The organism is Streptomyces sp. NPDC059582, assembly GCF_042735715.1.
GTDB lineage: Bacteria > Actinomycetota > Actinomycetes > Streptomycetales > Streptomycetaceae > Streptomyces.
The window spans coordinates 26068-50785 of record NZ_JBHWCC010000041.1 but is presented as its reverse complement, the minus strand read 5'-3'; the positions used below and the strand labels follow the sequence as shown (position 1 = coordinate 50785).

General features: G+C 67.7%; 13 protein-coding genes and 2 pseudogenes. 7 read left to right on the top strand and 8 right to left on the bottom strand.

Annotated features, from left to right (window positions below):
* Positions 1–243: 243 nt before the first annotated feature.
* Entirely contained in the window at positions 244–1722 is a 1479-nt protein-coding gene (locus tag ACFV0T_RS29475) for an FGGY-family carbohydrate kinase (protein ID WP_385785496.1), read from the bottom strand.
* A gap of 252 nt (positions 1723–1974) precedes the next feature.
* Here ACFV0T_RS29475 and ACFV0T_RS29470 point away from each other — a divergent pair, with 252 nt between their 5' ends.
* On the top strand, positions 1975–2109 hold the full coding sequence (locus tag ACFV0T_RS29470; protein WP_385785493.1) for a hypothetical protein: 135 nt from the start codon (positions 1975–1977) through the stop codon (positions 2107–2109).
* A gap of 198 nt (positions 2110–2307) precedes the next feature.
* On the opposite strand, the gene ACFV0T_RS29465 is transcribed toward ACFV0T_RS29470, so the two are convergent.
* Complete coding sequence (locus ACFV0T_RS29465; protein WP_385785490.1) at positions 2308–5823, bottom strand: hypothetical protein; 3516 nt, start codon at positions 5821–5823, stop codon at positions 2308–2310.
* A 737-nt stretch (positions 5824–6560) separates the two neighbouring features.
* Between ACFV0T_RS29465 and ACFV0T_RS29460 the strand changes: the two genes are divergently transcribed.
* From ACFV0T_RS29460 to ACFV0T_RS29435, 6 genes and pseudogenes are all read left to right on the top strand, one after another.
* Entirely contained in the window at positions 6561–6902 is a 342-nt protein-coding gene (locus tag ACFV0T_RS29460) for a CU044_2847 family protein (RefSeq protein WP_385785488.1), read from the top strand.
* The gene (locus ACFV0T_RS29455) at positions 6881–10183 is read left to right on the top strand and encodes a trypsin-like peptidase domain-containing protein (protein WP_385785486.1); all 3303 of its coding nucleotides are present in this window, start codon (positions 6881–6883) and stop codon (positions 10181–10183) included. The genes ACFV0T_RS29460 and ACFV0T_RS29455 overlap by 22 nt, the downstream gene beginning before the upstream one ends.
* Positions 10184–10192: 9 nt before the next feature.
* Positions 10193–11166: pseudogene (locus tag ACFV0T_RS29450) on the top strand (IS5 family transposase).
* 159 nt (positions 11167–11325) lie between these two features.
* Positions 11326–11600: pseudogene (locus tag ACFV0T_RS29445) on the top strand (transposase); the annotation flags it as partial.
* Between the two features lie 161 nt (positions 11601–11761).
* The gene (locus ACFV0T_RS29440; RefSeq protein ID WP_385785485.1) at positions 11762–12013 is read left to right on the top strand and encodes a hypothetical protein; all 252 of its coding nucleotides are present in this window, start codon (positions 11762–11764) and stop codon (positions 12011–12013) included.
* Positions 12014–12275: 262 nt separating this feature from the next.
* On the top strand, positions 12276–13319 hold the full coding sequence (locus ACFV0T_RS29435; protein WP_385785483.1) for a questin oxidase family protein: 1044 nt from the start codon (positions 12276–12278) through the stop codon (positions 13317–13319).
* Positions 13320–13619: 300 nt separating this feature from the next.
* Here ACFV0T_RS29435 and ACFV0T_RS29430 read toward each other — a convergent pair whose 3' ends face one another.
* From ACFV0T_RS29430 to ACFV0T_RS29405, 6 genes are all read right to left on the bottom strand, one after another.
* Positions 13620–17522 (bottom strand): S8 family serine peptidase, encoded by a 3903-nt coding sequence (locus tag ACFV0T_RS29430; RefSeq protein ID WP_385785480.1) that lies wholly within the window; start codon positions 17520–17522, stop codon positions 13620–13622.
* A 77-nt stretch (positions 17523–17599) separates the two neighbouring features.
* Entirely contained in the window at positions 17600–19858 is a 2259-nt protein-coding gene (locus ACFV0T_RS29425) for a M4 family metallopeptidase (RefSeq protein WP_385785476.1), read from the bottom strand.
* 628 nt (positions 19859–20486) lie between these two features.
* On the bottom strand, positions 20487–20711 hold the full coding sequence (locus ACFV0T_RS29420; protein ID WP_385785473.1) for a hypothetical protein: 225 nt from the start codon (positions 20709–20711) through the stop codon (positions 20487–20489).
* A gap of 698 nt (positions 20712–21409) precedes the next feature.
* Positions 21410–22468, bottom strand: a complete 1059-nt coding sequence (locus ACFV0T_RS29415) for a hypothetical protein (protein ID WP_385785470.1) — start codon at positions 22466–22468, stop codon at positions 21410–21412.
* Between the two features lie 768 nt (positions 22469–23236).
* Positions 23237–23929, bottom strand: a complete 693-nt coding sequence (locus tag ACFV0T_RS29410; protein WP_385785468.1) for a TetR/AcrR family transcriptional regulator — start codon at positions 23927–23929, stop codon at positions 23237–23239.
* Positions 23930–24062: 133 nt separating this feature from the next.
* Positions 24063–24716 carry a TetR/AcrR family transcriptional regulator gene (locus ACFV0T_RS29405; RefSeq protein WP_385785466.1) on the bottom strand — a complete coding sequence of 218 codons (654 nt, stop codon included), beginning with the start codon at positions 24714–24716 and terminating at the stop codon, positions 24063–24065.
* Between the last annotated feature and the right edge of the window lie 2 nt (positions 24717–24718).

The window sequence follows — 24718 nt, the reverse complement described above, 5'->3', positions numbered from 1 at the left end:
CGCGCGAGTACAGCGCAGGAGCCCGGTACCGGGCCCGCGCCGGGCGAGCGCCCGTGAAGGCCGGCGAGCATCAGGCACAGAGAGCGTCAGCTACGCTCGACAGTTTTCCCGTGACACGCGTGCGCCGTCCGCGGGAACGACGCCAGGTACCTGTCGGTCGCCGGCGGGAACCCGGGAACGCGATCGCCGCCACGACAGACGCCGGGACTTCGGACGGACGTGTGGTGAGGACGGTGCTGCTTTTCACTGCATGTCGGCGAGATCGTGGACGATGTCCATCGTGGCGGGGTAGAGCGCGGTGTACGACGCGTACAGGCGGTCGTACACCTCACGTGTGTGGGTCTGGGGCCGCACGGTCGTCTCGGTCACGGCCCAGTCCGTGTCCGGCGGTACGAGTCCGAGCCCGACCGCGGAGAGCAGGGCGTCGCCGTAGCAGGCTCCGATGGTCTGTTCCGGTACGTGTTGTTCGCGGCCGGTGACATCGCTGACGATCTGGGTCCAGAGTCCGCCCTTCGTGCCGCCCCCGACCGCAACGATGCGCCGGATCGGGTCGTCGGGGTCTTCCAGGAAGTCGAGGATCTGGCGGACGCCGCACGCGATGCCCTCGTAGGCGGCCCGGAACAGGTGGCCGCGCGTGTGCCGCAGTGTGAGGCCCGCCACCACGCCTCTGGCATGGGGGTCGAAGATCGGGGTCCGCTCGCCGGCGAAGTAGGGGAGCATCAGCAGGCCGTCCGAACCGGCGGGCACGGCCTCGGCCTCGGCGACCAACGTGTCGAAGGGCTCGCCTCCGGTGACCTCCTGGAGCCACTGCGTCAGGGATCCCGAGGTGGACATGCCTGCCGCGATGGTGCGCCGGCCGGGTTCGACTCCTGCCGTGGTCCACAGTTTGGGGTGTGCCCGGTAGGTACCCAGGACCTGGACGAAGAACAGGGTGGAGCCGTACATGAGCATGAGGTCGCCGGGATGCCGTACTCCGGCGGAATGGGCCTCGGCCCAGGCGTCGACGGTCCCGGCGGAGACAGGTGTGCCGACTGGGATCTTGGTGGCTTCCGACGCCGTGGCGGTCACCGTTCCCACGACCTCGTGGGGGTGGACGAGTTGCGGCATCTCCAGGTGGCCCGCGATGTCCGGGAGCCAGTCCTGCGCCCAGGACCCGGCATGGATGTCGTACAGCGGGTCGCATTGGCTGGCCGTGTGGTGGTCGAGTACGTACGCGCCGGTGAGCTTGGCGGCCAGATAGGAGTTGGAGTTGTACCACCTCGTTCCGCGCGCCCATTCCCGTGGCTCGTTGCGCCGCATCCACAGCATCTTCGGACCCACGGCCTGGGTGCTGAGAGCCTTGCCGCAGCGTTCGAGGACGGTGTCGGCACCCAGCCGCTCGGTGAGGTCGTGGATCTCCCGCTCGGCCCGGCCGTCGATGCCGTAGAGGATGGCCGGCCGCACGGGCTCCACGTCGCTGTCGCAGACCAGCAGGCAGGGGCCGACGCCGCTGACGCAGAGTCCGGCGAGGGTGTGAGGGCCGGTCCGGTCCATCAGTTCACGGGCCACCGCGCTGAAGTCGTCCCACCAGACGTCGGCGGCGTCCACTTCGGCCCAGGACGGTCTGGGCATCGACATCGAGTGATGGCGTACGGCTGTCGCCACCACGGATCCGTCAAGTGTGGTGAGTACGCCTTTGGTGCTGGCGGTGCCCGTGTCGATGCCCAGCACGAGTTCGCTCATGGCGATGTGTCCGTTCCGTCGTCGAAGCCGTGGGAGGAATCCTTTGAGGACAGGATGCGGGCGTAGACCGGTGGGCGCTCGATCTGCCCCTGCTCGCAACGGCCGACGCCCTCACCGAAAAGGGCAACCGCCGCCGTTGGACACGACGGCAGATCCCCGAGCCGGCCGCCCAGCGCAACCCTCGAAGACAGAAACCCGAGGGCAAGACGGAACGCGAGATCATCTGAGGCCTCTGGCTCTACGTCATCCGCGATGTCTACCACCCGATTCGACCTGCCCCACGGACGATCCCCGCAACGAGTCGACCACTATGAGCGCGTCAACGCGGTGAGCGAGGTCCTCAACGGCACCTTCAAGGCCGCGCTGATCGAGCCCCAAGGGCTCTAGCGCGACGCTGACCAGCTAGAACGGCCTGGCGTTCAGGAGGTCTGGTACAACACCGAGCGTCTCCACTCGGCCCTCAACTGCCCTCGACTACCTCCCACCCGAGAATTCGAAGCCCAGCATTACCGAACGCGGGCCCCTCCAAAGCTGCCGGAGAACATACAAACTGGCCGCTACGAAACCCGGGGCAGCTCAGGTTGCCTACGCCAGACGCCTGGCTCCGGAACGGCTGGGAGCCCAGCGCCGCGTACCCGAGTAGAGCGCCTCCCCGTAAAGCTCACGGCCGTTTTGCACAGCGGACAGGATGTCGCCTGGAACCACCACGGTGAACCCGCCATCGGTGACTTCAGCCCCTAGGGCCGTCTGCTCGTCAGGGGAGTCAGCAAGCCACAGCACGAGGTTGACGCTTCCGTCGTGAAGCGGCATGACGGTCTCGTCGTGCGTCCCGACTACGGACCCCTGGACCAGTTCGCCTTTGCATCCCAAGTCGCCGATGCGCGTGGCGAATCCGGCGCGGATGCTGAGTCCGGCCCCCCACCACGGGTGCGAGGTCCGGCACCGGTGGAGTTCCGGGGGTACCACGAACGAGGTCAAGCCGACCTGGTTGGGAGCGAGACCTTCTTCCGCGGCGAAAGCCTGATCGAACTCTGCGCCATGGACCGGGTCCCCGGCCAGCGACTCGTACAGGACCTCGACCATGCGGGTCTCGTTCGGCTTCAGGTGGAGCCAGGCGTTGCCGACATACGTACGGAAGTATGGGCTCGTCTGTTCCGCAGCGTGCGTGAACGTAGCTGGATGGGCGAGGGTGTTGGTGACGGTGATACCTGTTCGGCACCGCGTGGACGGTGAGCCGGTGGAGACCGCAGTGCTGTTGAAGTTGGACTGCGCCGAGTTGTTGTACACCACGATCTCACTGTGCGACGGGTCGAGCGGGTCGACGTAAGCCGCGATGTCCGCCTTGACGCAAAAGTGCTCGACCTCCATGCCGTCGACCTGTAGCGACGCAGGCACCTGCCACTGGGCGCGGAACTCTACTTGTGCCCCCGCCGGGATGTTCTGCGGCAGAGGGTCGAGGTCCAGGGTGCGCCAATCTCCGGGGCCAGTCGTGAAGGGAAGCCACGAAAGATGTACTCGGACGTTTTCGGCGGCCAGGTTTCCTGCGTTGCGAACCGTGACGGCAATGGTGTGCGTCAGGCCCTTGGCGATCCGGTTGACGCCTCCCGGTCCTTCCACGTTGATGTCAGGACTCTTCCAGTCGCCGCGGCCAGGAGCGTGCCGGATCTGGAGCTCCGGCCGTCGCGCACTGATGTACTCGACGTTCACGTGCGCTGCGTTCGTATCTGCGTCGATGTGGTCGAACACCAGACGGAAGTCGTGCATCCGCTGCGGATCGGTGACGTCACTCTCCTCGTAGTCCTGGCCATTGGTTTTGAGAAACGGGCCGTCCCCGTCGGCATCGGGCGGTAGGAGCAGGATGTCGGGTCGGGCCGGTAGCCCGTTGGGGGTGGGGTCGACATCAGTCCCCAGAATCAATCGGTTCGTTCCGTAGACGGGTAGCAACCCCTGGTCCCCTACTTGCCCGAATTGCTTCCGGCGATACTCGCAGTAGTAGTTGCGGCCATCGCGGATCCGGATCTCGATGCCGGCATGACGTCCCGCGGGAGGGCCCGACCGGGAGAGCGTTTCTGCTGCCTGCAGGATGACGTGCCCTCCGGTGGGGTTGGCGCCGAAGTCGAATTTCTGGATCCACGACGGAGCGATCCAGCCGAGTCTCATTCGGTTCGCCAGCGAGAAGTGGGGCCACTGCAGGCCTTCACTGCCCATGAGATCAAGGTCGTTGATTTCACGGGCACTCACCTCAGGCGGATACTCGCCTTGGTTGTACAGGTCGTTGCAGCCGAGAGTGTGGCCAAGTTCGTGCGACAGCACCTGGGCCAGTTCGAACCGCTTCTCGTCCGGTATATGTGCCGGGAGCTCGTCCGGCATGACGACAATCGGTTTCGAGATGAAACTTGTAGAGAACGGCGTCTTCCACCAGAACGTGGGCATATCGTCGCCCATCCTGGCTTCGGGCCACACGAATTCCGCCCGCATCATCTGGTCGCCGATCGAGACAACATCATCGGATGCCGTCCGGACTACGAATACCACCGCGTCGGTCGCGCGGAGTACCTTCTCTCCTCGACCCTGGTTGTGCAGTTCCGAGCAGAAGGCCGTCACGAGATCCTGCCAGGTGGTTTCTTTGGGGTTCCACCCGCCCCACGGTCGATCCGGCTCGCCGCCCTCAAAGTAGGTACCCCAGCCTCCAGGCAGGTCGACGGGGCCGAAAACCTCGTTCCTGGCGAGTGAGACGGTGGTGCCTCGCGGGTCGCCGCCCGCGGCTGGTGGGGTATTCCAGTACGACACCTCTTCGTAGTAGGTGCGAGCGGACTCGCCACTGCCGATCAGAAGGTCCTGCCATGTCGCTGCCGTATCGGACGGAGCCGGGTAGTGCACGTCATCGGTCGAGATCAGGACGACTGCGACGCGCCATGTATCCGGGGCAGGGTGGACTTTGATGTTCTGCGGACCGGTGGGGCCGCCGCCCCACGCGTGCGCGAAAACCTGTCGCGTGCCGGTGACGGCGACGCCTGGCCCGTGTTTCTCGTCCGGCCAGTGACTGGTGACACGGAAGCGACGCCGGGCCAGCCGCTGTTGAGGCGCACCGGCGCGAGCCACTGTCAGGTGGAACTCGCCGTGTTCCGGTCCGGCACCGATGAGGACGGGTTGCAGTCCACTGGGGTCGGGCATTTCAATCCCAGCGGAAACGAAACCGGCAGCCGGCCCTTCCTCAATCGAGACCACCACGTCGGTCAGATTCAGTCCCTCGGCGCCGAGGTCGGCCAGCGCACGAAAATAGCCGCCGACGAAGACCGGACCAAGTGGCACCGACAGGTACATCGGCCCGGGGTCGAGTCCCCATTCGTACGCGGCGACACTGCTCGGCGTCACCATCAGCACGAGTGAGCCCCAGCGAGCCAGCCCGCAGACCACCTCCCCCGAGCCCTCCCCCACCTCGCTGGGTGCTCCGTCAAACCGGACGAGTCCCACAGTTCCGTCCATCTCGGAGGCGACGAGCACTCCGTCCATGGACGGGGGAGCAGTGGCAAGGGCCGAGGCTTGGTCGCACCAGGCACTCTCGGTCGCCACGGCACCAGTATCGATATCGACCAGGTACAGCCAGCAAACATCACCAGGGGGCTGAGCGAGAATCACGGCTCGGCGACGCGGCTCGTCGATCGCGACCGCGCGCGGACTGTCGAGCCCGGTCGCCAGCGTCTTCACAGTCCCGGTCGACACGTCGATCGTCACAGCGGCAGCTGACGACTCATCATCGACAACCAGAACGTGATCGGTCCCAGGGATGAGCTGCGCGCACTTCACTGGCCGCCCGAGGTCGGTGACCATGACCGCGTGTACCCGGTCAGCCGCCTGCCTGGCCACTACGAGGACCGAACCAGCAGCCTCGACAACGATGAGCCCCAGGCCGTCCGGCAATGGCTGGACCGCAACGATGTCGGCGTATCCGTGTCCGAGGACCGAGGTTGATTGGTCATGCAGAGAGAAGGTCTCGATATCGCCGGTCACGGTGCCGAGCCAGAGGCAGTTGTCCGGCTCTGCGAATCCTACCGCGCCGAGGCGGGTCTCCTGCGCAATCGCAAATTTCTCGAGGCTCATAGCTGTCCTCGGCAGTTGAAGCGGACAATAGTCACCAGTCGGTGCTTTTGACGATGCGCCCCCGTCTCCTACATTAGGCAACTTCGCCTCACAGCGCTTGTTGACAGACTGCGTGATATGCACGCCCGGTGCCTCTAGGGCGCGTATCGGGCCGTGATCAACGGACGGTTCGGGTGAGGTCTTTGATCCAGATCATCGAGGCACACAGGTGGAGGCCGGCGACGTAGCTCTCGGAGGTCCGTATGGCTCCAACCGTCCAGCGAAACGTCCGGGCCCCCATCCAGGTATCGGTGGGGGCACTGGCGGTGATGTCCACGAAGTCCGCTGGGATGGCATCGGCATCGACCCAGCAGACGTGGGCACGCTTGCGCCACCGTCCCGCTCGGCCAGTCTCTCCGGCGCGCAGCTCCGCTCTCAGGAGAGCTGGCCGCACCCGCCTCGACATCGTCCGCAATGTCGAGTACTGCCGGACGTATACCCGGCCCCTCGGCGCCGCCGGCCTGTCATGGGCCGAGCTCGTCGGCTGGTGTCGCCCAATGCGCGGGCGGGCTGCGGCCACCGAAGCGGGGAAGAACCATGAGCGCCGACGTGACCGGGACTCTGGAACCATCGCGGACACGCAAAGAGCACCAACTGAAGCGGCACCCCCTGCCAGTCCTCCATAATGGTGCTCTGCTCGCCACCTCAAGTGAGCATGGCTAAAGGGAGATTGAGTGTCGCTGTCACCAACAGGCACGTTGACACCTGCCGATGAGTCCAGCTCCATCACCCGTGTCGAGCTGGGGGACGCGGTGCTCTTCGTACAGGCCACTCCTCTTGGAGGAACCCCACAGAGAGACGCGCTGGAGGACGAGGAGGTCGCGGGTCTCGTCCCCGACCTCTCCGGTGTCACGAGCGCCCTTTCCACGTTCGCCGGCCAGCTGAACCAGGCTTTGCGCCAGGCCGCTCCGCAGCGGGCAACCATCGAGTTCGGGTGCCAGTTGGCCGTCGAGTCGGGCAAGTTGACGGCGTTGATCGTGAAGGGCAGCGCCGCCGCGAATCTGAAGGTCACACTGGAATGGTCCAGCCCGACACCCTAGGCGCCCGTTCCCTCACGGAGGCCCTGCGTGAGACGACTGTCGCGATCACTTCCCCCGGGTTTCACGGCGGCGGCCCCGGCGTGGTGGGAACCGGCTTCTTCGCCGCCCCGGACCTCGTCGTGACCTGCGCCCATGTCGTACCGCACCACACCCAGGTCAGCGGAATCTGGCAGGACCAACAGCTCACGCTCGACGTGGTGCGCACGCTCCCGCACAAGGACGGCTCAGGCCCCGACCTTGCCTTGCTACGCCCCTGCGATGCCCCCCGAAGTCCGTCATGGGCCTGCCTGGGCGGCGCGTATCGAGAGGACGACTCCCTGTGGGGCTGGGGCTATCCGAAAACTGCCTACCGGGGTGGTGACGCCCTGTCTTTCCGGACCGTGGGCGACTCCGTACACCGGCACGGCGCCGACATGATCAAAGTGGCCGGTGTCCAGGTGTTCGGCGGTCACAGCGGATCGCCCGTGCTCAATCTCCGCACGGGTGGCGTCATCGGTATGCTCCGCGGGAAAGAGCCGCGCGAAGGAGACTCCGACGCACACCATGCGGCACGCCTCATACCGACATCCGCTGTGCTTGCTGCCTTTCCCGAGGTGGCGAAGGCACAGCGAGAGGCCGTGACCACGAACGCCGCTTGGCTGGACAGGCTGACCGACGCTCAGATCCGCGCTGGCGGCTGGCACCATCCAGGACCGCTCCTGCGTGACTACCTCAAAGCCGCCTTGAAGGCGGCTGACGAACACCCCTACTCCACGCTGTGGGAGCGACTCTCGGAGGACGGTGGTGCGATACCCCCGCTCACCAGGGTCTACCTGCACCAGCACGTCGGCCGCGTTCCCCGTGTCCGGCAACGCGGAGAGGACCTCCGTTCCCCGCCAGCTGCCCGCCCGGCCCAGGACACCAACTCCCGCCCCCTGCCGCGGGCGGCCGACGTACTCGTCTCCTCCGTGTTCACGGACGCGGAACAAACCGCATACAGCTCCGACGTCCGGCCCGGTATCGACGGCGTTCAGCTGGGTCCGCTGCCGGCGGAACAGGCTCTCGCCGGAAGTCGCCATGCCCTGGTACTCGGGGGCCCCGGCTCCGGCAAGTCGAGCCTGCTCCGGCGCCTGACCACCCTCGCTGCCGGCGCATGGCTGACCGGCCAGCCGGCTGCTCACGTCCCCGTACTCGTTCCGGCGGACATCCTGGCCGAGGAGTCGACGTTCCCGGCCGCGCTGGCTCACGCGGCCAACAGGGAGCTGCGGATGTGGGACGATGTCAGGCTACCTGCCGAAGTGTTCGAGACCTATGCCATCGCGGACGTCCCCTGGCTCGTGCTGGTCGACGGCGTGGACGAGATCATCGACCAAACCACCCGGCGCCGTGTGCTGCAGGCCCTCATCGAACGGGGCGGCAAGAAGCACTACCGCATTGTGATCGCCAGCAGGTTCCTTCCCTCCCGGGAGCTCGACACCCTGCTGGAGTCGGAGCAATTGGGCGTCGAGGCCTATGAGATCCAGCCATTCGACGTGGACCAGTTGCCGGCCTTCGCCCAGTCCTGGTTCGAGTCCCTCGGATCAATCGAACCAGCCGCGCTGACCAGCCAGTTCATAGACGATCTGCGCGGCAACAAACTGGATCACCTGACCCGCATCCCGCTACTCGCCACCATGCTCTGCGCCGTCTACGCACACGATCCCGAACACATACTGCCGTCGGCCCGTGCCGAGTTGTACGAGGCGTTCATTGGGCTCCTGGGCGCGAAGCAGTATGGCAGGACAGACGTCTACCGGCAGTTGCCACAGCGCCTGCGACGACAGGCGGGCGCCGCAGGCGAGCAGGCCGCGGAGGACCTGCTACGGCAGGAGCGACCCCTTCTCGACGCACTTGCCGCGGGGCGCCGCACCGACGCGAGCGCGGGACTGCTTGACATGGCGGAGGAGTTGACCGAGTCCTTGCGTCCCGCCCACCTCGATGTGTTGCACTGGCGGCAGGCATTGCGAGAGCTGCTGAGACAGAGCGGAGTACTCGTCGAACGGGGCTCACGCGGTTTCTCCTTCATCCACCGAACGATCGAGGAGTACCTCGCCGCGTGCCATCTGGCCATCGAAGTACCGGTCTCATCGCCACGGGGACGGACATTGGCTGCCCTAGGTATCGAACCGGACAGCGAGTCGTTCGTGGTGTTCCTGCTGGCCCGCTGGCAACGCCTCGGCCAGGACCTCGTCCCGACACTCGTAGACGTCCTCGACCGGCACGACCTCGCCGCGGCCGGTCTCCTGATGGCTGCTCTGCGCGACGGGATCAGCCTCACCGCGTTCCTCACGAACCGTGCGACGGCTCTGCTCAAGGGTACCGTCCAGAACCGGACGACCAGGCAGGATGTCCGGCTGTGGGCTGCTGTCCGTCTGGCCCACCACGACCTCGCTGCGGGCGCGCAGGCCTTGGGACAATTGATCGACAGTCGTGTACTGGACGACGAGCATCTGGCACAGGCTCTGCTCGCTCTCGTGGAACTCGATCAGGGCAGGACGATCGGGCTGCTGAAATCTCTCGCCCTCACTCAGACGAACAGCCCAACGCACACCGTGCGGCTGTGGCTCCTCGACCAACTGGCCGCGCTGGGTGACGTGCACGAGCAGGAAGTCCTGCGCAAGCTCACAGCCGACCCCCGCACCGCTCGAATCACCCGCGCCTGGGCTGCGGGCAGGTTGGCCGATCTCGACCCACAGCGCGGACATGATGCGCTGATGGCCCTCCTGACCGACCACAAGACGGCCGGCGGTACCCGTCTGTGGCTGACCGAACACCTAGCGGGACATTCTTGGCCACACGCGCCGGCCGTGCTGGAGATGCTCACCACAGACCCTTCAGTAGAAGGCTTCACCCGGGTACGGGCGGCCCGGCTCCTCGCCGACCACGAACCGTCCCAGGCGTGCAAGGCACTCCAGGCGATGACCACCGACACGGCGCTCCACGCACCGGCGCGACGCCAGGCTGCAGCAGCGCTGGCCGGCTTTGAACCACCCCTGGGTACAGCGGCGTTGCTCGCCCTCGCACAAGACCCCGATATCGTGACAATCGACCGGATCAAAGCCGCGGAGTCACTCTCGCGGCACGACCGACCGTCGGCGACCCAAGTACTCCACTCGCTCACACGCTCTGCGGGTATCAGACCGGCGGACCTGTGGAGGGCCCGCGAGCTCCTGTCCGCGCTCGGCGCCACACCGGTACTAGGGCCTGTGTGGAGTTGTGATCTCGGGGGCCCCGGCTCGGGAGAGTCGGGGCCTTTGGAGTAAAACGGTGGGGTGTCTCGACCTCAACTTTCTGATGCTGAGTGGGAGTTCATCTCACCGTTCCTGCCGGTCGGTGAGTTCGGGCCGTACCCGGAGAACCTGCGAGCGCACTTCGAGGGCGTCGTGTAGCGGTTCAGGAACGGGGCGAAGTGGCGGAAGTTGCCCGAACGGTTCGGGCATTGGTCCACCGTTTACGGCCGGTTTCGGCAGTGGCGGGATGCCGGGGTGTTCACCGCGGTGTTCCAGGGCGCGATCGCCGAGGCGGCGAAGCGGGGCCTGGTGGACTTGTCGCTGGTCAGCGTGGACTCGACCACAGTCCGGGCCCATCATGATGCTGCCGGGATGATCGTGGAACCCGAGACCCTGGACGCACTGGAGAAGGCCGCCGTGGAAAAAGGGGCGCCGGCCAGGAACAAGACGGACAACTGGACCCGGAGCGAGAAGAACGACGACGCGTGAGACGTCGCCGCAAGGTCCGACTCGCCGCTGCCGACCTGGGGCGTTCCCGCGGCGGACTGACCACGAAGACGCACCTGTCCTGTGTGCCGCAATGTCTGCCCCTCTCGCTGAAGATCACTGTGGGACAAGCCGGGGACAGTCCGCAGTTCATCCCCGTCCTGAACAAGATCCGCGTCCCCGGCCCGGTCGGCCGGCCCCGCACCCGGCCAGACGCAGTCGCCGACGATAAAGCGTACTCGTCCCGCCAGAACCGTTCCCACCTGCGCAAAGGTGGGATCAAAGCGGTCGTCCCCGAGAAGAAGGATTAGGCCGCCCACCGCAAGAACCGCGGCTCACGCGGCGGATGGCCCGTCACCTGGGACAAGCAGCTGTACAAGCTCCGCAACAGCGTCGAACGCACCATCAACAAGATCAAGGACTGGCGTGGCCTCGCCGTCCGCTACGACAAAAAGCCTGAAAGCTACCAGGCCGGACTCGAATTATGCGCCGGCCTCCTCTGGATCCGACACCTCGGATCCCAGCCTTGATCACAACTCCACACAGGCCCTAGCAGCCTCGCACCGCAGCCCCTGAAACATGACGCACTCATACTCCAGTGTGGCTTTGTGATCTATGCGGTGGAGGGGGCGGGGATCCGTCGTCGGTAATGGCTCGGGCGGGCTGTGGCCTGGTGGAGCCTGCGCCAGGGCGTCCCGCTCGCGGTGTCGCTGACCGGCGGGAACCGCAACGACGTCACCCACCTCCTGCCCCTGCTCGACAAGAGCCCACCCGTCGCCGGCCGCGCCGGCGTCCCGATGTACTGCTGGCTGACCGCGGCTAGGACCACGACAAGTACCGGCGCCTGCTCTGAGCACGCGCGATCCGACCGGTGATCGCGAAGCACGGCGAGCCTCACGGCACCGGCCTGGGCATCTTCCGCTACGTCGTCGAGCGCACGATCTCCCGGCTGCACGGCTTGCGACCAGGTCGTCAAACTCAACGCGCTGTCCGCGACCCTCACGCTGATGCTCCTCGCCGTCGCCGCGCTCGGTGTGCTCAACGGAGTGCTGCTCGACACCCGCGAGCGCGTCCGGGAACTCGGTCTCCGCAAGGCGCTGGGCATGCCCCCGGCAGACCATCACGATGGTCATCACCTCGGTCGTCGTGACCGGACTGGTCGCGGGCACTCTCGGCGTAGCCCTGCACGCCTGGGTCATCCCCACGATGGGCAACAGCGTGGGGCTCCGCCTCCCCGGTTCCGTCATGGCCGTCTACCACGCGGCCGAACTCCTCCCGCTCGCACTCGGCGGCCTGCTCATCGCCACCCTGGGTGCGCTCCTCCCCGCAGCCTGCGCCGCCAGGGTCCGAACCGCCACGGCTCTGCGCACCGAATAGGCGGTCGGGTTCAGACCACCGAATAGGTTGTCGGCTTCAGAGTTCGCGCCTCCGACCCCCACCGCAACGAGGGTGGGGGTCCGTTGGCTGGTTGCCTCCAACTGGCATGGGACGCGGGAAATCCCATAGACCAGCCCCCTCCGTTCAAGGTCGGCGACTTTGGCCGTACTGGGATGTGGTCTGGTATGAGAAGGATCTGGGTCCCGCGACCTAGGACCCGCGACCGTTACGGACGCCACCGGGGCCGCCCTACCGTGCGGGCATGGACCACACCACAGGCACGCTCGACACGTCCGGCACTCTCGACGAAGCACTGCAGCGACTTCACACCTCGGGACCCGAGCGCCACGGCTGGCTCAGCAACCACGGACCGATGGCCGTCGAGGCCCTGGTCCGGCACGGTCAGGCCGGGAGCGTGCACCGGTGGCTGGACCACTACCGCAACAAGCTCGAGGACATGCCGAGCCTCAATTCCCGTATCACTGCCACCAATTGGCGTGCGGCGCTGGGCGATCCGCAGCGGATCGCCGACTGGACGGCGTACTTCGAGCGGGAGACCGCCGAGCGGCCATGGCGGGAGGTCCTCGCCGAGTGGTGGCCCCGGCTGCTGCCGGGCATCGCGGCGGGCGCCACGCATCCGGTGATCCGGGTCGGTCATGCCGTACGCACCCTGCTGAGCGGTGACGCCGGTGCCCCGCGGGTCACCGAACTGGCACATGGGCTCGGCTACTGGGCGGCCCGTCATCAGCTGCTGCCCGAGATCACCCTGACCGGACGGACACAGAGCGCGGCGGCTTCGCTCGACGCGGTACCGCTGGTCCCCGAGCAGGAGGGCGGTATCCGGGACCGGTTCGCCCAACTGACCGCCTTCCCCGACTGGCCCGCCGCCTCGGCCTCCGACCCCGAGTCTGCCCGCGCCGACCTGTCCGAGCTGGTCACCGCGGCCGTGCACCGTTATGCCACGCACGGCTACGGTGAGCCGGTCATGCTCGTCCACGCGGCGACGGCACCCAACGCGGTCCTGCGCACCTTGCCCGCACTCCCCCGCGAGCTGTGGCCCTCCTCGTTGGCGGCCGCCTGGGCGGCGAGCGCGGCGGTCACAGCCGCGTATGCGCCGACCGCACCGGCGAGCTACGCCCCCACCGGCACCCTGACCGCCGAGGACATCTTCGAGCGCGCCGCGGCGCACGGCGACGACCACACCATCAAGTTCGCGGACACTGCCCTGGACGTCGGCGACCAGGCGGCGCTGATCGCGGGGCTGCGGTCGATCGAACTCAACGAGCCTGTGTTTTCACGGAGGTGAGCTGGTCCATGTCCGCTGTTCCAGCCCCAGCCGCGGAGACCGCGCAGGGGCATCGGACACCGACGCCTGACAGCACCGGCGACAGACTCAGCCATATCTCGCAGACCGATGCGGGTGGCGAGGCGGCAGGCAGGCGCCGACGAATGCGCTCTGCCTGTCGCTGCCGCCGGCCGCGGTGATCCCGTACCGACGGCCGCCGAGGCGATCTCGTCGCGCGTTTTGGGCGTCGCCGCACGACACAGCGGGTGCCAGGGTCCGAAGACCGTGGCACCCGCCGCGCTTGGGCCTGAGCGGTTCACATCACCGGTAGTTGGCGTACCACTTGACGCCGCGGTGCAGGAACGCGCGGACCACGGTCTGCTGGACACTGTTGCCGGCCGCGTCCGTCGCGGTCACCCGCAGTGTCACGTACGCGTCGCCGTGTATGTACGACGGCCGCTTCAGGTCGGCGGTGAAGTGCCCGTCGCTGCCGCGCCGCGCCGTCTGCACCGTTGTCCAGTTCTTCCCGTCCTCGTAGGACGCCTCGACCTTCAGCTTCACTCCGCGCGGGGCGGGCATCCCGTCCTGCATGCGGACGTTGAAGCCGACCGAGTGGGTGCGCGCCCGGTCCACCGCGTTCTTGGCGTCGACCGGTACGTCGTAGTCGAGCTGGAGCAGCGGCAGCATGGTCGCGCGGGCCGCGGTGTCCGAGTGGAACGTCCACGACGTGTGCGTGTCGGTGGCGAAGTGCCAGTCGTCCGATTCGCGTGCCGTGGTCAGGTCCAGCTTGTATGCGGCCTTGCCCGGGGGCACCTCCAGGTTGCCCCAGGCGCCGTTGTTCGACGCGGAGATCTGCTTCCCGTTGCGGTACAGCACCGCTGTGGCGGTGTCGGGCACCGTGTCGAGCCCGCTGCTGTTCGCCCTGGCCGTGCCGGTACCGCCTTCGCCGCCGACGCCGCCGCCGAAGGCCGGCAACTCGGAGAAGGACCAGTGCCCGGTGCCGGAGTCGTTGAACTCGGGCACGTACACCGACATGGTGTCGCCCTTGCGCACCGACTTCAGGGAGAAGCCGCGCGGGATCGAGGGCCGGACCACCGCACCGAACCACCGCTCCGTGGCGCGCTGGCCGGGCCGGTAGGTGTGCGGGGAGTCCTGCGACCCGGCCCCCAGGGCGAAGTCGACGTTCCAGACGACGTTGTGGTGCACCGTGTGCTTCCACAGCGTGTCCGCGTCACTGCTGACGTACTCGAGGCGTTCCTGACCCACCGGCACGTAGCGGCTGTACTGGTTCCACGCGGTGTCCTGGTACGGCCGCCATCCGAACCGCTGCTCGCTCGCCCAGGTCGAGGCGCCGGTGCGGGTGTAGGTGGCGCGGACCTGAGCGGTGTTGCGATCCGAGACGGTGTAGACCATCTGCTCGGGGATGGAGCCCTTCGAGACCGGCATCACGTCGTACAGATACGGGCTTTGCACCGTGCCGGAGAACTCCAGCGTGGTGGTGCCCTTCTTGATGCGATCCAGCAAGGGGCCGCCGTTCGCCCAGTTGGTCCGCATCGAGGGCAGCTCCAGGCGGTCACCGTCCGGCTGCCACCGGGTCCAGGCGGCGCCTCCGGCCGGCTCCCAGGCGAAGAGCACCGCCTTCGCCCCCGCCGCAGCCGCCAGTCGTGAGAACCCGGCGTAGTCGCCCGTGGGCCAGGAGTACCGGGCCACGGCCAACTTGCCGCGCACATTGCGCAGATCGGGCGCCGTCACCGACCCGGCGTCCACGGCGGTCAGCCGCGCGCCCTGGTCCCCGAAGACCGGGGAGAACGGCTCGTAGTACGGCCTGAATCCCTGCGAGCTGCCGGAGATCTTCGCCAGCAGCTGCGGGGCCGTCATCTGCCAGCGCGAGGTGTACTCGAAGGCACCGTCGGTGACCGGAGCGGTGGGGCTGACGTAGAGATGGTTGACGGTGTCGAAGTACAGGGCGCCCTGGAGCAGGCCGTGACCGTCGATCTGACGGTACAGCATGGTGCTGATGACGCCGTGCTGCTCGGCGGGGCGGGGCGTGCGGATCTTCACCTCGGTGACATCGGCGGCGTTCAGCGTCACCGTCGTGTCTTTGGTGACCTTGACCTCGGGGACGACGACGTCGCCCACCTGGTCACCGTCCGAGGTCGTGTCGTAGAAGCCGGAGTTGAGGTAGTACGTGCCTTCTTCGACGACGGCGACCGCCGCGTCCCGGTCGGTGTACTGCGCCCAGCCGGCGGGGCTCCAGATGTTCGGCAGCGCGCCCGGCACGACCTGGCCGTCGCGGTTTCGGACGACCACGGTCAGCCGGTGCTGCGGGGCGTGCACCACGAGGGAGAGCGTCGTGTGCGCCACCACGTCGCCGGCGGCGGACTTCGCGGTGACGTACCCGTAGAAGTTGCCGCGGACGGCGTGCGTCGCGTCGGTGCGCAGCGGCACGTCGGCGGTGGCGCCGGCGGCCAGTTGCACGGTGCTGGAGCCCAGGCTGACCACTCCGGGCGGGAGCGCTCTGCCGGTGTCGGTGGCCAGGTCGGCCGCCAGGGAGAGGGTGAGCGGCTGATCGCCGGTGTTGGTGTAGTGGATGACGGCGGTCTGCTGCTGCCCGGCCGCACCGCCGATGTACAGCGGGTCGAGGGTGACGGAGCCGGTGGCCGTGACGGCGCCGATGGCCGTGGCGAGGTCGATGCGACCGCCACCCTGCTCGGTCACCTTGGTGCCGGGCACCACGTGGGCGGTGCTGGTCAGGGCGTCCTTGAGCTGCTGCGCCTGCCAGTCCGGGTGCTGCTGGGCCAGCAGGGCGGCGGCGCCGGCGACGTGCGGAGTGGCCATGGAGGTCCCGGACAGCGCGACATAGTTGGCGTCGACCGGGTCGCCCAGGGTGGTGCCGGCCGCGCGGGCGGCGACGATGCCGACGCCGGGGGCGGTCACGTCGGGCTTGACCGCCCCGTCGCCGAAGCGCGGGCCCCGGCTGGAGAAGGGGGCGAGGGAGTCGTCACGGTCGACGGCACCCACGGTCAGCGCCGCGTCGGCCGCGCCCGGCGTGCCGACGGTGGACATCCCCGGGCCGTCGTTGCCCGCCGCGACGACGAAAAGCGTGCCGGTGGAGGCGGTCAGGGTGTTGACGGCCTCGCTCAGCGGGTCGGTGCCGTCGGTCTCGATGGACGCACCGAGACTCATGTTGACGACCTTGGCATGCTCGCCGGTCGCCCACTCCATGCCGGCGATGATGCCCGACTCGTCGCCGTAGCCGTTGTCGTCGAGCACCTTGCCGATCAGCAGGTCGGCCTTGGGCGCGACACCGCGGCGGGTCCCGCTGGACGCGGCGCCGCTGCCGCCGACGATCGAGGCGACGTGCGTGCCGTGCCCGAAGTGGTCACCGGTGTTCCCACTGCCGGAGAAGTCCTTGGCCTCCGCGATGCGCCCGGCGAGGTCGGGGTGGCTCGCGTCGGCACCGGTGTCCAACACGGCCACCTTGACGCCCTGGCCCTCGTAGCCCGCCTTCCACGCGGTGGGGGCGTTGATCTGCGCGGTGCTGCGGTCCAGCAGCGCCTTCACCTTGCCGTCGAGCGAGATCCGCGGGGTGACCGCCGCGCGGGCGGCGTCCGACGATCCGCCGGGGTTCAGCGTCTTCCAGAACTTGCCCAGGTCGTGGTCGGCGACACGCATCGCTCGAGCGTGGATGCTCTCCAGGTCGCGGAAGGGCGCAGCGGCCGTCTTGAGCGCCACGAGCCGGTCGGCCGTGGCCGTGGCGGCTTTCGACGCCTGCGCCGTGACTCTGGCTCCGGTCCGTGACGGCACGGGCCGAGAGGAGACGATCAGTGGCAGCGCGGAGGTGTGGGCCTCGTCGTAGCCATCGGCGATCAGGGCCGTCACATCGAACAGGCGTCGGTCCAGGGTTCCTGCGGACACCAGCCCTTGGGCGTCGAACGGCATCACGGTCAGTGCCTTGTCGTCCCCCTCCAGCGTCCGGAAGGGGATGTGCTCGCGTCCGGGGCCGGGCTGCACCGACGCGGTGTGCCGGCCGCCGGGCAGCGTCGTCACGGTCACCCGGTCGCCGGTCACCAGCCGTACGGTCGCGGAGTGGGCCGCCGGCGCGGCAGTGGGAAGGGTGGCGGTCCCGGTACGGTCCGGCTGCGCCGCGGACGCGGCCGGCACGGCACCGGCGACCAGCATCAATCCCGCTGATATCGCCGCCTTCAGGCGGATTCTGAGCATTGGTCAGATACCTCTCGTATGACTGAAATGGTCGGGCCGGGGTCCCCAGCACTGTCCGGCTGGGGACGGGGCACCGCTCAGAAGGTGAGCTTCCAGCTGTTGATGTGGCCGCTGTCCAGGTGGTACGCGTCCTGGACCTTCAGCTTCCAAGTGCCGCTGGCGGTCTCACCGGAGGCATTGACGGTGTAGGTGGCGATGACGTTGGCGGCCGAGTCGAAGCCGTTGGACTTCTTCAGGTGGTAGAGGCTGCCGTCCGGGGCGACCAGGTCGACGACCAGGTCACCGCGGTAGGGGTGCACGATGTTGACGCCGACCGCCAGGGTGCTCGGCGCGTTGCCCGCCCGGCCGGCGACCTTGATGGTGGAGTACACGGCCGCGCCGGCGTCCGGGACCGGCACGTCGGTGGTGTTCGTGAAGACGTTGCCTCCCGCCGTGGAGACCCCCCAGCCGAAGGTCGCGGAGCCGGCGACCTTGGAGGAGTCCGTGACCTTGACCGTCACGGTGCTGAGGCCGACGGCGGTCGGCGTGCCGGAGATCAGGCCCGTGCTCGCGTTGATCGACAGACCCGCGGGCAGGCCGGTGGCGGAGTACGTCAGCGTTCCGGGATTGTTGCTGCCCGCCTGGACCTGCAGGCTTACGGGGGTCTTGACGACCGTGTTCTGGTCCGCCGGCTTGGTCACGGTGACGCGGGCGACGACGCCGATGGCGGCCCAGGTGTCGGCGACCGTCTTGTAGGTGGCACTGCCGGCGCCCCACAGGTCGGCGGCGGCCTGCAGGGTCTGGGTACGCGCGCCCGAGTAGTCGGTGGTGGAGGTGAAGCGCTCGGTCAGGGCCTTGTACCAGAGCTTGGCGGCGTTCTCCCGGCCGATGCCGGGCACCGCCACACCGTCGGCGGTGGGGCTGTTGTAGCTGACGCCGTTGATCACCTTCGCCCCGCTGCCCTCGGACAGCAGGTAGAAGAAGTGGTTCGCCGGACCGGATGAGTAGTGCACGTCCAGATTGCCGACGCCTGCAGACCAGTTGTCGGGCGAAATTCCGTCCCGCGAGGGCTTGTCCTGGTAGCGCAGCGGGGTGCCGTCACCGTACAGGTCGATCTTCTCGCCGATGAGGTAGTCACCGGCATCGTTCGCGTTGTTCGCATAGAACTCGACCGACGTGCCGAAGATGTCCGAGGTCGCCTCGTTGAGGCCCCCGGACTCACCCCCGTACTGCAGACCCGCCGTGGCGGCGGTGACGCCGTGGCTCATCTCATGGCCGGCCACATCGACCGAGGTCAGCGGGTGCTTGTCACCGGCGCCGTCACCGTACGTCATGCAGAAGCAGCCGTCGTCCCAGAAGGCGTTCTCGTAGCCGACGCCGAAGTGGGTGCGGGAGTAGGCAGCGACACCGTCGTTGCGGATGCCGCTGCGGCCCATCACGTTCTTGTAGAAGTCCCAGGTGGCCTGGGCGCCGTAGGCGGCGTCCACACCGGCGGTCTCGGCGTTGGACGGCGAGCCGTCCCCCCAGGTGTCGGTGGAGTTGGCGAACAGGGTGCCGGTACCCGAGTCGCCGTGGCCGAGGTCATACGTCTTGTGTCCGCCACGGGTGTTGTCGGTCATGCTGTACGTCGAGCCCGACAGCGTGGTCCCCAACGTGACCGTGCCGCTGTACTCGCTGTTGCCGACGCCGGTCTCGATCCCCTGGTACTCGAACAGCCTGGCGCCGGTCTTCGCATCCGAGATGACGTGCAGCCGGCTCGGCGTGCCGTCGTCCTGCAGACCGCCGACCACGGACTCCCAGGCCAGGACCGGGGCGCCGGAGGCCGCCCAGACGACCTTGCGGGAGCTGGTCACCGCCGGGTTGGTCGCCCCCACGGCCTTGGCGCGGCCGATCGCGAGGGTTTTCGCCGAGTCGGCGGACCGGGTCGCGGTGGTGCTCGGCACGCTGATATGCGCGTTGGTGGCCTTGTCTGCCCCCTTCGAGGTCCCGTCGGCAGCCGTGTGCACGACCAAGTCGCCGCCGAGGACCGGCAGTCCCGCGAAGGTGCGCTCGTAGCGGGTGTGCACGGAGCCGTCGGCGTCCTTGAGGACCGACTTGGGGACCAGCTGCTCCTGAGCTCCCAGGTGCAGCGACCGGGCGGTGGCCGCTCGGCCCGCCAGAGCCACCCCGAGGAGCTTGGCCTGCTCCGCCGCTGAGAGGTGGACGGGCAGTGCGCCTGCCCGGGGCTGGACCCGGACCGCACTGGCGTGCGCCTGGGGCGTACCGGCCATCGCGGTGCCGGTCGACGCGGTGACTGCGAGCACCGTGGCGCCGGCTATCAGCGCGCCTGCGACCGACTTGCGAGCGGATCGTCTCACTCGGACTCCTTCTGCGGCAGCCACTGGATGGCGGCCGGTGAACAGCCCGGGCAGGTGCGTATGGCGTTGCCCGGTTGGAACTGACGGCGGGGACAGGCCCTGTGTGGCCGCTGTGTCAGGCGATCACTGCGCTGTAAGGCACCGTGCGCACAGCAAGGGATGAAACCTTCCGAAAGGATTCGTTAAAAGGGCCTGAAGCGTCACTAGCCCCGGGTGTCGTAACTGCGACATGTCTCATTGGCGACACGCGTCGCCCGCACGCCGCCGCGACGCTGTCAGCGCGACGTGGACCGTCGGGAATTACGTGTGTCGCGTCCCGAAGGAGCCGCCTGTCGGGCCGGCCTGGACCCGCTCACCGACGCGATCCGCGCTGCCACCCTTTCCTTGCCGGTACCCTCATCCGACCTGGTCTGAGCTGTTGCGCGCTCTCCGCACCGCCGGATGCCTCGCCGGCGCGCCGCTCCTGCCGAGAGGGCGGCGAGCCCGAGATCACGGCACTCATGAGGGCGTCGACGTGGCGCGCCGCTCGACCCGGCACAATCGCGTCGCAGAATTACCCGTTCCCGAATATCGGGCAGAGTCTTGACGGCGTCGGCCGAAATGAATGGCGTCACTGGCACGGTGCGGCTCACAACAACCGGACAACAGTGCGGAGTTGGAGCCGAGGATTGTGCAGGGCTTCGCCAGCGTGGTCAATCTCCGGCCGGAACAGCAGGCCCATCACCGGGCCCGCACGCACAAGCAGGGCAGGCCTGCGCCACGCTCTGTTCGGCTGCCTCAGGAACCGCAGATGGTCGCTTCTGACGGCGACCTCGCCGTCGCGGCCGCGGTGCGCCAGGTCGGTGACGCTCACGCACCCCCGGCCTCCCGCCCGCCGCGCCGAAGGACAAACGCGGGGCTTCGACCGAGGGAGAAGCCTGCGGGAGCGGCTCCAGCACAGCTTCGGTTTCCGTGTGATGGAGGTCGAGACGGCGAACCTGAGGAAGGCGCAGACGCGATTGGGCAGCGTAGGAGGTGTGCCATGCCGACAACCCCAACTGGTGCAACTTGGGACGCTCCCACGGACGCGCAAGCGAGGTGTCCTCAGAGGACATTATGAACCGGTATGCCTGATTCTGGCGTTGACTCGGGGGTGAGGCTCTGTCCAGGCGATCGCGTGGTCCTTCGGCGGCTTCTACAGCGTCCCGGCTGAAGGGGTCGGGCGAGGATCGGTAGATCAGGAGGGTCGGCTCAAGGAACTGATGCCTCAAGCGCTTGGCGGACCTGAAACCCCGCCGTCGCGGCCAGGCATGCAACGCTCGCGGTCGCTCATCCGGGACAGCCCAGCAGGACCAAGCCGCGCGACCGGCCAGAACGGGCCGAACCCACACGCCCAGTCGACCAGTCGACCAGTCGGCCACGAGGCGGTCATACCAGATCAGAACGTCCTCGCTGAATCCATGCCCGGTCCGCCGGCTGCCTACGGCGCCCGTACGCCGCAGGCAGCCCAGTCACGCGCTCCGGCGAGAGAACCCCATGACCTGAACCATGGCCAGGGCCCGGCCGGTGGAGTCATCGCGGCGTGACGGCGGCCGAGTGCGCCGGTGCCACCACGCCCCCAGCGGCGCCTGTGGGGTGCTGGGCCGGGTGAACCGAGGTGCCCGAGCTCGTGACACCGCGGTTGCCGTGGGCCGGCACGCCCGGAGCGGCGACACCGCGACGCTCGGCCGCCGCGGCGGCGGCCGCCAGCACCAGACCGGCGGCCAGCCAGATGACCAGGGACCAGATGCGCTCGCCGAAGCCCGCCGAATCGAAGTAGAGCAGGCTGCGTGCGCCCTCGACGAAACCGGCGCCGTTCCAGAAGGAGTGCAGTGCGCCGAAGAAGCCCCTTTGCAGCGCCGGCTGCAGGATGCCTCCGGAGCTGGTGAAGTTGACCATCACGAACAGCACCATCATGGCCAGCGTCCCCCAGCGCTTCAGGAAGAATTGCAAGGCGAGACCGACGGTGAGAATGCCCGCCGAGTACAGCCAGGCCATGGCCCACACGGCGATCCGGTCGTGGTCGATCACATTGAAGACCGGGCCGGCCAGGACAATCCCGATGACGCTCACCACCAGTGAGGCACCGATTCCCAATGCGACCCGGGTCCACATCCGGAAAGTGGCACTGAACGCACTCAGGGCGACAGCGAAACCGTTCGAGCCGATACTCAGCGCGACCAGCAGGAAGAAGAGTCCCTGGCCGGTGACGTCGCCACTGGAGAGACGGGTCAGGTCAGTGACGCGCAGCGGCGTGTGCTGCTTGTCGGCCACGAGCTTGAACAGGGCTTCCGCGACAGTGGCAGAGCTGTCGGAGTTCGCCTTGGCCACCAGTAGTTCCGGGTTTTTGACCTTGGGCACGTAAGCGCCGACCAGGTCCCGGTCCAGTAGCCTGCGCTCCGCTTCGGCCCGGTTCGGCACGGTGGTGACATCCACCGCGTCACCGCCCCTGTCCTTGATCGTCTGGGCCAGCACCTGCTGGCGCGACGAGGTGCCGACGACGGCGACCTTCAGCCCGTGCACGTGCGGTGCATGGAATGCGCCGATGTAGGCCAGGCCCATACCCAGACACATCAACGCCGGCGTCAGCATGTGAAGCAGGAAATGGTGGGTGTCGTGACGTCCGAAGCTCGTCGGCGGTCGCCTGGCCAGACGGTGGGTACTCAATCCGGGCTCCCATCGAAGTAGACATGGGGGTAAATGATCGCGCTCATGGTCACTCGACATCTGTCGCCCTCGCCGCCTCCGCAGCGCCAGGCGATTGCCGGTGGACAATTGTTTTCTCAATGGACATTAACCCGAGAAGACAACGGTTGGTACGAGCGATACCAGAACGCCGGTGTGACCGCGGTGGTCACACCCAGATCGCGGATGATGCCGATGTCGCTGACCGGCGCACCCACACCCCCGTGCCAACCGCTTCCCACCTGGGTGAACGCCGCACGAAATGTGCGGGGACCTGGAAGAGTTCCGCGCACTAGTGCTTTTCCGTGCGAATTCCGGCCACTTGTCTTCTGGAAGTGGATTCTTCCTCATTTTGATGTCGCATCGAACGAGCCAGCCGATATAGAACAGCCCCCGGCAATCGGGCCACCCATCATCAATTTCGGCATTCCCTATCAGCGCTTCTGAACCAGCTCTCGACGCAGGACCCTCTCACCCGGCATACCGGACCTCAAGAGCCGGTGTCACGCAAGGAACGAACGCCAACCAGTCGAACAAGACGGTGAGCGCCTACTCCGACGCGCGATGCACCGCGTCATCGCGGACGTGGTCCCCAGCCGGTCGCGGCCCATAACGGTGGCCCCCGCTCGGCGCGGTTCATCGGCTCAACGGGCGACACGAGCCGCACGGCCAGGGCTACGGGTCGAGGCGCCTCAGGCCGAGACTCTTGACCCAGACGCTGGTCATCTCCTCGGAGACCCGATCCCCGTTGTAGCTCTCACCGAGCCCCAGCCACGTGTACGTGAAGTTGTCGACCATCGCCACCAGCAGAGCGGCCACGATGTGCGGGTCGAAGTCCGGATCGCAGTGGCCGGCGCGCTGCCACTGCTCGATGCTGCGCTCGGCGCGCACGACGAAGCGGTCACGCACCGACCGGCGAAGCGCTGCGAACTCGTCGTTGAAGGTCGCCACCTGTTCGAGCACCCGCATGGCGCCTGCGTGCTTGCGGTAGGCGACAAGGTAGCGCTGGTTGTCGTGGTCGATCAACGCGATGGGGTCCGCGTCGACCGGGCGGCCCTCGCGCAGCATGTCGAGGAAGTCCGCGATCACGTCGTCGAAAACCGCGCGCAGGATGTCTTCCTTCGAGTCGAAGTAGACGTAGAACGTGCCGCTCGCGGCGTCTGCGGCCTTCGTGATGTCAGTGATCCGGGTCTGCAAAAAGCCGAGTTCAGCGAAGACCTTGCCGGCCGCCGTCACCAGTCGCGCGCGGGTCGCCGCCCCCTTGCGGGTCAGCTTCACCGGCGATCTGGGGTCGGTCTGCGGCTTCATGCCGTCATCTGTACCACGACACGCAATACGTTCCAACTTCGGGCGCACGTCGACCAGCACGGCCTCAGGACCGGCCCGCGGGTACTCGCTGTGGGGTTCCTGGTGCCGGTCGACGCCGATCCGGGCGGAATGCGTGCCGGCCCGGAGGCGCTGACGAAGACGGGCTGCGACCCACGACCCCGGTCAGGCCCGGTCATAACTGCGCTGGATGTGTGCGGGCCTCCTTGGGGATGCGCAGTGCCCGGATCCAGATCTCGTTCATCGCGTGCACCACTTCGTCCTCGGGGTGCGGCTGACCGAGGGACAGCCAGTTGTACGCGAAGTTGTCGACCATCGCGACGAGAAGCGCGGCCACGATGCGCGGCGTGAGGTCCGCGCTGCACAGGCCCTCTGCCTGCCATGTCCGGATGCTCCGAGCGGCACGTTCGACGAACCGTTCTCTGATCGATCGGCGCAGCACCGCCATCTCATTGTTGAACGTCGCCGCTTGCTCGATGACGCGCATGATGTCGGCGTGTGCCCGGTAGGCCACGACGTACTGGTGGTTGTCGTGCGAGATGACCTCTGCCGGGTCTCCGCTCGTCGAACGCCCTTCCCGGAGAGTTCCCAGGAACCGCCCGACCACTTCGTCGGCGATGGCCATCAGCACCTGCTCCTTCGAGTCGAAGTAGGTGTAGAAGGTGCCGTTGGCCGTACCCGCTGCCGCCGTGATGTCAGTGATCTTGGACTGAAGGAAGCCCCGCTCGCTGAACACGCATTGGGCGGCCTGGATGAGTCGGGCGCGGGTGGCCGCGCCCTTCCTGGTCAGAGCGCTTGATGGGCGCGGTGCCGTGTCACCTGTGGCCACGA